Genomic DNA, 10,021 nt, shown 5'->3' on the forward strand with positions numbered 1-10,021 from the left:
ATGTTTTCAAAGTTTCCTTTGTAACATCAACCACTTGCGCTTTCGATCTCTCGTTAGCGGGAGGCGAATTCTACAGCGTTACACGCTGCTGTCAACACCTCATTTCCTGCTTCGATGAATTGAAGCTGGCATCGTCAAAATCATCCAACTCATTGATATTCAAGGAGTTTTCCGTTTCGACTGCGCCGGAAGTGGTGCGAATTATAGGCCGTTATAACAGCGAGTCAAGCGCTAATTGAGCGACTCTATCAATTAACTTCTATATCTCCAAAAACACACCTATATAGAGGGGGCTAACGCCCCCTCTATATAGCTACAACACTCCAGACTGCCGCAAAAGCTCCAAGTCCACCGCCGTCACCCCAAGCACACGCGCCAACACCTCCTGCGTATGCTCACCTAACAACGGCGGCGCCCTGCGATACTCCACCGGGGTTTCGGACAACCTGATTGGGCTCCCCACCTGCGGCACCAAACCCGCCAGCGCATGCGGAAGCTCAAAAGCCAGCCCCCGCGCTTGCACCTGAGGATCCGCAAACACCTGCGCCAGCTCATTGATCGGCCCACAAGGCACGCCCACCGCCTCTAGCTGCTCAACCCATTGCGCCGTCGTCTTGAATACAGTCGCCTGGCGAATAAGCGGCACCAGCACAGCACGGTTGGCAACCCGCTGCTTATTACTGACAAAGCGCGGATCATCCGCCCAGCCAGGCTGACCCGCCACCTCAGCAAACTTGCGAAATTGACTGTCATTACCCACGGTCAAGATAAAATCGCCATCGGCTGTAGGGAAATCCTGATAAGGAACAATATTAGGGTGAGCATTCCCCAGGCGCTTGGGCGACACGCCTGTCGTCAGGTAATTCATAGCCTGATTGGCCAAGCACGCCACTTGCACATCCAGCAGCGCCATATCGATATGCTGCCCACCCCCGTCATGCTGACGATGAGCAAGCGCCGCCAAAATAGCGACTGTCGCGTAAAGCCCCGTCAGAATATCCGTGAGCGCAACCCCAACCTTGACCGGCCCGGCACCCTCCTCACCCTCAGGCCGACCGGTCAGACTCATCAGCCCGCCCAACCCCTGAATCATGAAGTCATAACCAGCCCGCTTCGCATACGGGCCCGTCTGACCAAACCCGGTAATGGAGCAATAGATCAGCTGCGGATTGACCGCCTTGAGCGACGCATAATCCAGCCCATACGCCTCCAGGCCACCCACCTTGAAGTTCTCGATCAAAATATCGGACTTCGCCGCCAGCTCCCGCACCAGGCGCTGCCCTTCAGGCTTGGTGAAGTCGATGGTCACCGACTGCTTATTACGATTAGCCGACAAGTAATAAGCCGCCTCCCCCGTGCTCTCTCCATAAGCATCCTTAAGGAAGGGCGGCCCCCACGCGCGCGTGTCGTCGCCATTGCCCGGGCGCTCGACCTTGATCACCTCAGCGCCAAGGTCCGCCAGAATCTGCCCAGCCCACGGCCCAGCCAGTACTCGCGATAAATCCAGCACCCGCAAATGCGATAAAGCACCCATGAGCCAAGCTCCTGTTAATAGAACGCCTGAAGACCCGTCTGCGCACGCCCAAGAATCAAGGCATGCACGTCATGCGTCCCCTCATAGGTATTCACCACTTCCAGGTTAACCAGGTGACGCGCTACCCCGAACTCGTCGGAGATACCATTGCCACCCAGCATGTCCCGCGCCATACGCGCGATATCCAGCGACTTGCCGCACGAGTTGCGCTTCATGATCGAAGTAATCTCAACCGCCGCGGTGCCTTCATCTTTCATCCGCCCCAAGCGCAGGCAACCCTGCAAGGCCAACGTAATCTCGGTCTGCATATCCGCCAGTTTTTTCTGGATCAACTGGGTCGCCGCCAACGGCCGCCCGAACTGCTGACGATCCAGCGTGTATTGACGCGCCGTGTGCCAGCAAAACTCTGCAGCGCCCAATGCACCCCACGAGATGCCGTAGCGTGCGGAGTTCAGGCAGGTGAACGGCCCTTTCAAACCGCGAACATCCGGGAAGATGTTCTCTTGTGGCACAAACACGTTATCCATCACGATTTCGCCAGTGATCGACGCACGCAAGCCAACCTTGCCGTGAATCGCCGGAGCGCTCAGGCCCTTCCAACCCTTCTCCAGAACGAAGCCACGAATGTCACCCTCGTCATCCTTCGCCCACACCACAAACACATCGGCAATCGGACTGTTAGTGATCCACATCTTGCTGCCCGTCAGGCTGTAGCCGCCATCCACCGAGCGCGCACGAGTGATCATCGCGCCAGGGTCAGAACCATGGTTAGGCTCCGTCAGACCAAAACAACCAATCCACTCACCCGACGCCAGCTTCGGCAGGTACTTTTGCTTTTGCGCCTCAGTACCGAACTCATTGATCGGCACCATGACCAAGGAAGACTGCACACTCATCATCGAGCGGTAACCCGAGTCAACGCGCTCAACCTCACGAGCAATCAAGCCGTAGCTGACATAGTTCAAGCCACTGCCGCCGTACTGCTCAGGGATCATCGCCCCTAGCAAGCCCGTCTCACCCATCTCGCGAAAGATCGCCGGGTCAGTCTGTTCATGACGGAAAGCTTCCAAAACACGTGGCGCCAGCTTGTCTTGAGCAAACTGCTCAGCGCTGTCACGCACCATGCGCTCTTCTTCAGTGAGCTGCTGATCCAGCAACAGTGGATCAATCCAGTTGAAGCTTGCTTTACCCGCCATGTAAGAACCCTCGCGAAATAGATCAAATGTCGTGCGCCGATCCTAGGCCGCCCCCTATAAAGAGTACAAACGAGGATTCAGCACGCCGTTGTGATAATTTCTCACTCCGTGACAGCCTGAAAGGCCATTTCTGATCACCTTTAGTGAGGAAGCCGTACATGCGCCGCAAGATCCCCAGCACAACCGCCCTGATCAGCTTTGAAGCGGCCGCACGTCATGAGAGCTTCACCAAGGCCGCACACGAACTGTCCCTCACCCAAGGCGCTATTTGCCGACAGATCGCCAGCCTTGAAGAATTCCTCAGTGTAGAACTCTTCAGACGCTCCAAGCGGGGCGTGAAACTGACAGAAGCAGGCCTTTCCTACAGCCGCCGGGTTGCGACGCAACTGGATGCCGTCGAACGCGACACGCTGTCCGTGATGGGGCAACAAGGCGCCAACACCATTGAGCTGGCCGTTGTCCCCACCTTCGGCACGCAATGGCTATTGCCCCGCCTCAAGGACTTCCAGCAACAACACCCCGACGTCACCGTCAATCTGACAAACCGTACGCGCCCCTTCCTGTTTGCCGACACCGACTTCGACGCCGCCATCTACTTTGGCGATGCCGACTGGTCCGGCACATCGTCCCACCGGCTGATGGGCGAGAACCCGCTGCCCGTGTGCAGCCCTTCACTGCTGGGCGACCGGCAAAGCCTCAGCGCCAAGGCACTGGCAGAACTCCCCCTACTCCAGCAAACCACCCGCCCCTACGCCTGGCGCCAATGGTTCAACGCCCAAGACATGAACGTGCCGCGCGACATGACCGGGCCGCGCTATGAACTGTTTTCGATGCTGGCCCAAGCCGCCATACACGAAATGGGCGTCGCGCTGATCCCGCCCTTCCTGATTCAGCGCGAATTGGCCGAGAAACGCCTGGTTATTGCCAACCCGCACACACTGCCCAGCAACAAGGCTTACTACCTAATGATCCCGGAACGCAAAATTGAGTCCGCTTCGCTACACGCCTTCCGTGACTGGCTGATCAAGCAGGCTGCGGCCTACAGCTTGATTTGAGAAAACTAGAATCCTAAAAAAACAATGTAGTGACACTTAAAAAACAACTACATATGTACGCAAATGTCGCCATTTTGCACGCTTGACTTAAGTCTAACTGGACAAACCTGAAAGCCAGTAACCACGCGGCCTGCAGGGTATTTCTGAAAGTTATGCAGCGATAACCAAAAGAAATGTGAAAAAAACTCGAAAACAGCCTTAAATCTCTACAAGCCATATAAATAAAGGCCTACAGCCGACCGATGCGACATTCGGTCACCGCATGACTTGTAGTTAAAAATCCGTCACCCTTCATAAGTTCTTGAAAGCCCCAAAAATCGCCAGCAGAATGCCGCGCCCCACCCAATATTTGGTGGGATCGTGCTGATCGGCCGCCCCAGTCGCACCATCCGTAGTGCGCTGGCTTTCTTATAAAAGATCACGCAGGAGATATGACGTGCACATTGGTGTTCCTCTCGAAACCCAAACGGGTGAAACGCGGGTTGCTGCAACCCCGGAAACCATCAAGAAGCTGATCGGCCAAGGCCATAAGGTGACTGTTCAAAGCGGCGCAGGTATTAATGCCAGCGTGACTGACAGCGCCTATGAAGCCGCAGGCGCAACTATTGGCAGCGCCACAGACGCCTTTGGCGCCGAGCTGATCCTTAAAGTAGTTGCCCCCAACGACAGCGAGCTGACCTTGATCAACAGCACCGCCGTGCTGATTGGCATGCTCAACCCGTTCAGCAATGAAACCATTGCCAAACTGACCGAGCGTGGGATCACCGCCTTCTCGCTGGAAGCTGCCCCGCGCACCTCGCGTGCGCAAAGTCTTGATGTGCTGTCATCCCAAGCCAACATTGCCGGCTACAAAGCCGTACTGCTGGCCGCCCACCATTATCCGCGCTTCATGCCTATGTTGATGACCGCCGCCGGTACGGTAAAAGCTGCCCGCGTGCTGATTCTCGGCGCAGGCGTTGCCGGCCTGCAGGCCATTGCGACAGCCAAGCGACTGGGTGCGGTCATTGAGGCCTCAGATGTGCGGCCTGCGGTAAAAGAGCAGATCGAATCGCTGGGCGCCAAGTTCGTCGACGTCCCTTACGAGACCGACGAAGAGCGCGAATGCGCGGTCGGCGTGGGTGGCTATGCGCGCCCGATGCCTGCCAGCTGGATGCAGCGCCAGGCCCAGGCCGTGCACGAGCGCGCCAAGCAAGCCGATATCGTCATCACCACCGCACTCATCCCCGGCCGCAAGGCACCGGTGCTGCTGAGCGCTGAAACCGTGGCGCAGATGAAGCCTGGCTCCGTCGTCATCGACCTCGCTGCAGCCCAAGGCGGCAACTGCCCGCTGACCGTGGCCGATCAAGTAGTCGTCGAAAACGGCGTGATCATTGTCGGCCCGACCAATCTGGCCGGAGAAGTGGCCGCGGACGCATCAGCGCTGTACGCCCGCAACCTGCTGGACTTCCTCAAGCTGGTCTTCACCCCTGAAGGGCAGTTCCAGATCAACCTTGAAGACGACATCGTCGCCGCGTGCCTGATGTGCCGCGACGGTCAAGTTGTGCGCAAAAACGGCTGAGGATAAAAACAATGGAAGAGCTCATCTCCCCCGGTATCTACAACCTGATCATTTTCGTGCTGGCTATTTATGTCGGCTACCACGTGGTCTGGAACGTTACCCCTGCACTGCACACCCCGCTCATGGCCGTGACCAACGCCATTTCCGCGATTGTGATCGTCGGCGCCATGCTCGCTGCCGCGCTCACCGTCACTCCGCTGGGTAAAACCATGGGCACCCTGGCCGTCGCCTTGGCGGCCGTTAACGTATTCGGTGGATTTTTGGTCACCCGGCGCATGCTGGAAATGTTCAAGAAGAAAGCACCTAAAGCCAAAGAAGAGGTGCGCAAGCCATGAGCATGAACCTGGTCACTGTTCTCTACCTGGTTGCATCGATCTGTTTCATCCAGGCCCTTAAAGGCCTGTCGCACCCCACCACCTCGCGTCGCGGCAACCTGTTCGGCATGCTCGGCATGGCCCTGGCCGTGCTGACCACCATCGGGCTGGCGTACAAACTGGGCGCTGAAATCGCGACCACCGGCATTGGCTATGTGATTGTGGGCCTGCTCATCGGCGGCACCGCAGGCTCGATCATGGCCAAGCGCGTCGAAATGACCAAAATGCCAGAGCTCGTCGCCTTCATGCACAGCATGATCGGCCTGGCAGCGGTGTTTATCGCCATTGCCGCCGTGGTAGAGCCGCAATCGCTGGGCATCGTCAAACACTTGGGCGACGCCATCCCGGCCGGTAACCGCCTAGAACTGTTCCTGGGCGCCGCGATTGGTGCTATCACCTTCTCGGGTTCGGTCATCGCGTTCGGCAAGCTGTCGGGCAAATACAAGTTCCGCCTGTTCCAGGGCGCACCGGTACAGTTCAGCGGCCAACACAAGCTCAACCTGGTGCTGGGCCTCGCGACACTGGCCTTGGGCGTGACCTTTATGCTCACCGGCAACCTCAACGCCTTCGCGCTGATGCTGGCACTGGCATTCGTACTGGGCGTGCTGATCATCATCCCGATTGGCGGCGCCGACATGCCCGTCGTGGTATCCATGCTCAATAGCTACTCGGGCTGGGCGGCGGCTGGTATCGGCTTTTCGCTGAACAACTCGATGCTGATCATCGCCGGCTCGCTGGTCGGTTCTTCGGGCGCCATCCTGTCGTACATCATGTGCAAAGCGATGAACCGCTCGTTCTTCAACGTGATCCTCGGTGGCTTTGGTGGCGCAGCGGACGCTGGCGGCCCTGCCGGCACACAAGAAGCACGCCCGGTTAAATCCGGCTCGGCTGACGACGCGACCTTCTTGCTGACCAACGCCGACACCGTGATCATCGTTCCGGGTTACGGCCTGGCCGTGGCACGGGCGCAGCATGCACTTAAAGAGCTGACCGAAAAACTGACCCACCGCGGTGTGACCGTCAAGTATGCGATTCACCCGGTCGCGGGTCGTATGCCCGGCCACATGAACGTACTCCTGGCCGAGGCAGAAGTGCCTTACGACCAGGTGTTCGAAATGGAAGACATCAACTCCGAATTCGGCCAGGCCGATGTCGTGCTGGTGCTCGGCGCCAACGACGTGGTTAACCCGGCGGCCAAGAACGATCCGAAATCGCCCATCGCGGGCATGCCGATCCTCGAAGCCTATAAAGCCAAAACCGTCATCGTGAACAAACGCTCCATGGCCAGCGGCTATGCGGGCCTGGATAACGAACTGTTTTATCTGGATAAAACCATGATGGTCTTCGGTGACGCCAAGAAAGTTATTGAAGATATGGTCAAAGCCGTCGAGTAACATCGCGGCCTGGTAACACCGAGAACCCCGGCACTTAATTCGCCGGGGTTTTTTATTTCTGACTGATCCCGACCAAAGGCTCTAAATCGGCCTGCGGCATTCGACCATGGTAGCGGGACGCCGCGCTTTGAAAATGAATAGACTGCGCATCTTGCTTCCGTTGCCCGAGATAACAATCCATGTACCGTGAACGTATTCGCCTGAACTCCCTGCACGATAAGGTTATGAGCGCCGAAGAAGCCGCCGCCCTTATTAAAGACGGCATGACCGTCGGCATGAGCGGTTTCACCCGTGCCGGTGAAGCCAAAGCCGTGCCACAAGCCTTGGCCGAGCGCGCCAAGCACTCGCCGCTGAAAATCACCCTGATGACCGGCGCCAGCCTGGGCAACGACCTCGACAAGCAATTGACCGAAGCCGGCGTACTCGCACGTCGCATGCCGTTCCAGGTGGACAACACACTGCGCAAGGCGATCAACGCCGGCAAAGTCATGTTCATCGACCAGCACTTGTCCGAAACCGTCGAGCAACTGCGTAACAAGCAACTCACCCTGCCGGACATCGCCGTCATCGAAGCCGTTGCGATTACCGAGCAAGGCCACATCGTGCCGACCACCTCGGTGGGCAACTCCGCCAGCTTCGCGATTTTCGCCAAACAAGTGATCGTCGAGATCAACCTGGCGCACAACCCGAACCTGGAAGGTCTGCACGACATTTATATTCCGACCTACCGTCCGACCCGTACGCCAATCCCGTTGGTGAAAGTCGATGACCGTATCGGTAGCACTGCCATCCCGATCCCGGCCGAAAAAATCGTCGCGATTGTGATCACTAACAAGCCTGACTCACCGTCGACAGTGAGCGAGCCTGACAGCGAAACCGCCGGCATCGCCTTCCACCTGATCAACTTCCTCAAAAAAGAAGTGGATGAAGGCCGCATGACCAACAAGCTCGGCCCGCTGCAAGCCGGTATCGGCAACATCGCCAACGCGGTGATGTGCGGCCTGATCGACTCGCCGTTCGAAGACCTGACCATGTACTCCGAAGTGCTACAGGACTCGACCTTCGACCTGATCGACGCGGGCAAAATGCGCTTCGCCTCGGGCAGCTCGATCACCTTGTCTGAACGTCGCAACTCCGACGTGTTCGGCAACCTTGAACGCTACAAAGACAAACTCGTGTTGCGCCCGCAAGAGATTTCCAACCACCCGGAAGTCGTTCGCCGCCTGGGCATCATCGGGATCAACACCGCGCTGGAGTTCGACATCTACGGCAACGTCAACTCCACTCACGTCTGCGGCACTCGGATGATGAACGGCATCGGCGGCTCGGGCGACTTCGCCCGTAACGCGCACCTGGCCATCTTCGTGACCAAGTCGATAGCCAAAGCCGGTGCGATCTCCAGCGTGGTGCCAATGGTCAGCCACGTTGACCACACCGAGCACGATGTCGACATCCTGGTCACCGAACAAGGCCTGGCTGACTTGCGTGGCCTGGCGCCGCGTGAGCGCGCCCGCGTGATCATCGACAACTGTGTGCACCCAGACTTCCGTGAAGCGCTGAATGACTACTTCACCAAGGCCTGCGCCATTGGCGGCCACACCCCGCATATCCTGCGCGAGGCGTTGAGCTGGCACATCAACCTGGAAGAAACCGGGAAAATGCTGCCGTAACACGCGTGCTAGACAGCCGCCGTCGAAAACACTGTTATCTGCGGCGGCTTTTTTATGCCTTCATGACAAAAACTGTACTGCTGTACTGGTAATTTCTTACCCTTATCAGGGTCGCTTCCCACAAAAATGACTAGAAACGCACCAACTTAGTGCCGACAGGTACAGTTGTGCTCGTTTATGGCCGTACAGCGCCTATAAACAGTTAACTGGCCCATCGCAATACAGGTGAACTGTATCTACAGAGTCTGGACGTAGAGGAGGATCATTGGCATCAGTTAAACCACTAGCCAATGCCGCCACAAGCGGAAGGATGCCATCATGGAACGTACACTCAGTTCCGATCTGTTCACCGAAAGCAATGCTGTAAACACCCAGGCTTCCATGCCTTTGCGCGTACTTGCCAACCTGATGTTGTGGCAGCGCCGTATCTCCAGCCGCCATCAATTGGCTCGCCTGGACTCGCGTCTTCTGGCTGATGCCGGTATTAGCGAAGCACAGCGTTACGAAGAGCTGAGCAAGCCGTTCTGGCGCTAACGAGCGCTCGCTGGCCCTGACCATCGGTCCACCGCCAGCACCCAGAATTGAAAAAACAAAACCCGTCGCGGGTAACCGCCGACGGGTTTTGTCGTTTTGGGCGGCTATTTTTGAGCGCCAGAAGCATGACAAGTACAGTTTTATAAAAATACGAATAGACCAGTACAATCACGAAAAAGCCTGATCCAGAGCATCCTGTCTGCACCGCAAGGCAAAACATCCTTTGCGACACGCCGCCCTGCGCCTACTATTCGCCTATAACCGACTATTTTTATACGACCCTCTTCTGGAGTATCACCATGCCCACTCTTCGCCTGCTCAGCGCTGCCGCCTTGCTGACACTCGCTGCCAGCGCCAGCGCCTCCAGCTTTCTCGTGACAACCGATGCCATCGTGGGCGCCCTGAAAGCGACCTCCGACCTGACCTCCGACGCGACCGGCTCGCTGCGCAACAACAAAATCGTGCGCGAAGCCCGTGACGACGCCGCCAGCTTTGTGGCCAGCGAAGGGGCAATCCGTGGTGTGAAACTGGAAAGCGCCTTCGACGCCATTCGCCAGCAAGCGCCTCAACTGCAAGCCAGCGATGCCCAACTGGCGCAGGCAATCCTCGCGATCTGATGCTTAGTGACCTGTGGGAGCGGGCTTGCTCGCGATGCAGACCACATGGTGTCTCTGAACGGGCGCTATTATGCTATCGCGAGCAAGCC

Annotated in this window: 9 protein-coding genes and 1 pseudogene; 8 read left to right on the top strand and 2 right to left on the bottom strand. The window is 57.5% G+C overall.

Going from position 1 to position 10,021, the window contains the following annotated elements; genetic code table 11:
* Positions 1-239, top strand: a pseudogene (locus QMX84_RS24675) (hypothetical protein); the annotation flags it as partial.
* Positions 240-313: 74 nt separating this feature from the next.
* Here the strand turns inward: QMX84_RS24675 and QMX84_RS24680 are convergent.
* Together QMX84_RS24680 and QMX84_RS24685 are read right to left on the bottom strand one after the other, a co-directional pair.
* Positions 314-1,534 carry a CaiB/BaiF CoA-transferase family protein gene (locus QMX84_RS24680; protein ID WP_262125465.1) on the bottom strand — a complete coding sequence of 407 codons (1,221 nt, stop codon included), beginning with the start codon at positions 1,532-1,534 and terminating at the stop codon, positions 314-316.
* Positions 1,535-1,548: 14 nt separating this feature from the next.
* Entirely contained in the window at positions 1,549-2,730 is a 1,182-nt protein-coding gene (locus tag QMX84_RS24685; protein WP_048373804.1) for an acyl-CoA dehydrogenase, read from the bottom strand.
* 158 nt (positions 2,731-2,888) lie between these two features.
* Here QMX84_RS24685 and QMX84_RS24690 point away from each other — a divergent pair, with 158 nt between their 5' ends.
* The 7 genes from QMX84_RS24690 to QMX84_RS24720 all read left to right on the top strand — a co-directional run bounded on the left by QMX84_RS24690 (position 2,889) and on the right by QMX84_RS24720 (position 9,932).
* Positions 2,889-3,785: a LysR family transcriptional regulator gene (locus QMX84_RS24690; RefSeq protein WP_153336000.1), complete on the top strand. Its 897-nt coding sequence runs from the start codon at positions 2,889-2,891 to the stop codon at positions 3,783-3,785.
* A 436-nt stretch (positions 3,786-4,221) separates the two neighbouring features.
* A complete protein-coding gene (locus QMX84_RS24695) occupies positions 4,222-5,343 on the top strand; it encodes a Re/Si-specific NAD(P)(+) transhydrogenase subunit alpha (RefSeq protein WP_282365019.1) in 1,122 nt (373 codons plus the stop codon).
* 11 nt (positions 5,344-5,354) lie between these two features.
* Positions 5,355-5,678, top strand: a complete 324-nt coding sequence (locus tag QMX84_RS24700; protein ID WP_003438157.1) for an NAD(P) transhydrogenase subunit alpha — start codon at positions 5,355-5,357, stop codon at positions 5,676-5,678.
* Positions 5,675-7,111 carry an NAD(P)(+) transhydrogenase (Re/Si-specific) subunit beta gene (locus QMX84_RS24705; RefSeq protein ID WP_282365020.1) on the top strand — a complete coding sequence of 479 codons (1,437 nt, stop codon included), beginning with the start codon at positions 5,675-5,677 and terminating at the stop codon, positions 7,109-7,111. Before QMX84_RS24700 ends, QMX84_RS24705 begins: the two co-directional genes overlap by 4 nt.
* A gap of 179 nt (positions 7,112-7,290) precedes the next feature.
* Positions 7,291-8,781 carry an acetyl-CoA hydrolase/transferase family protein gene (locus QMX84_RS24710; protein WP_262125467.1) on the top strand — a complete coding sequence of 497 codons (1,491 nt, stop codon included), beginning with the start codon at positions 7,291-7,293 and terminating at the stop codon, positions 8,779-8,781.
* A 318-nt stretch (positions 8,782-9,099) separates the two neighbouring features.
* On the top strand, positions 9,100-9,315 hold the full coding sequence (locus tag QMX84_RS24715; protein ID WP_048373794.1) for a DUF1127 domain-containing protein: 216 nt from the start codon (positions 9,100-9,102) through the stop codon (positions 9,313-9,315).
* A gap of 299 nt (positions 9,316-9,614) precedes the next feature.
* Positions 9,615-9,932, top strand: coding sequence for a DUF2388 domain-containing protein (locus QMX84_RS24720; RefSeq protein WP_048373793.1), 318 nt, complete (start codon positions 9,615-9,617; stop codon positions 9,930-9,932).
* Positions 9,933-10,021 lie beyond the last annotated feature (89 nt).

The organism is Pseudomonas sp. PS01297 (assembly GCF_029959305.1).
Classification (GTDB): domain Bacteria; phylum Pseudomonadota; class Gammaproteobacteria; order Pseudomonadales; family Pseudomonadaceae; genus Aquipseudomonas; species Aquipseudomonas helleri.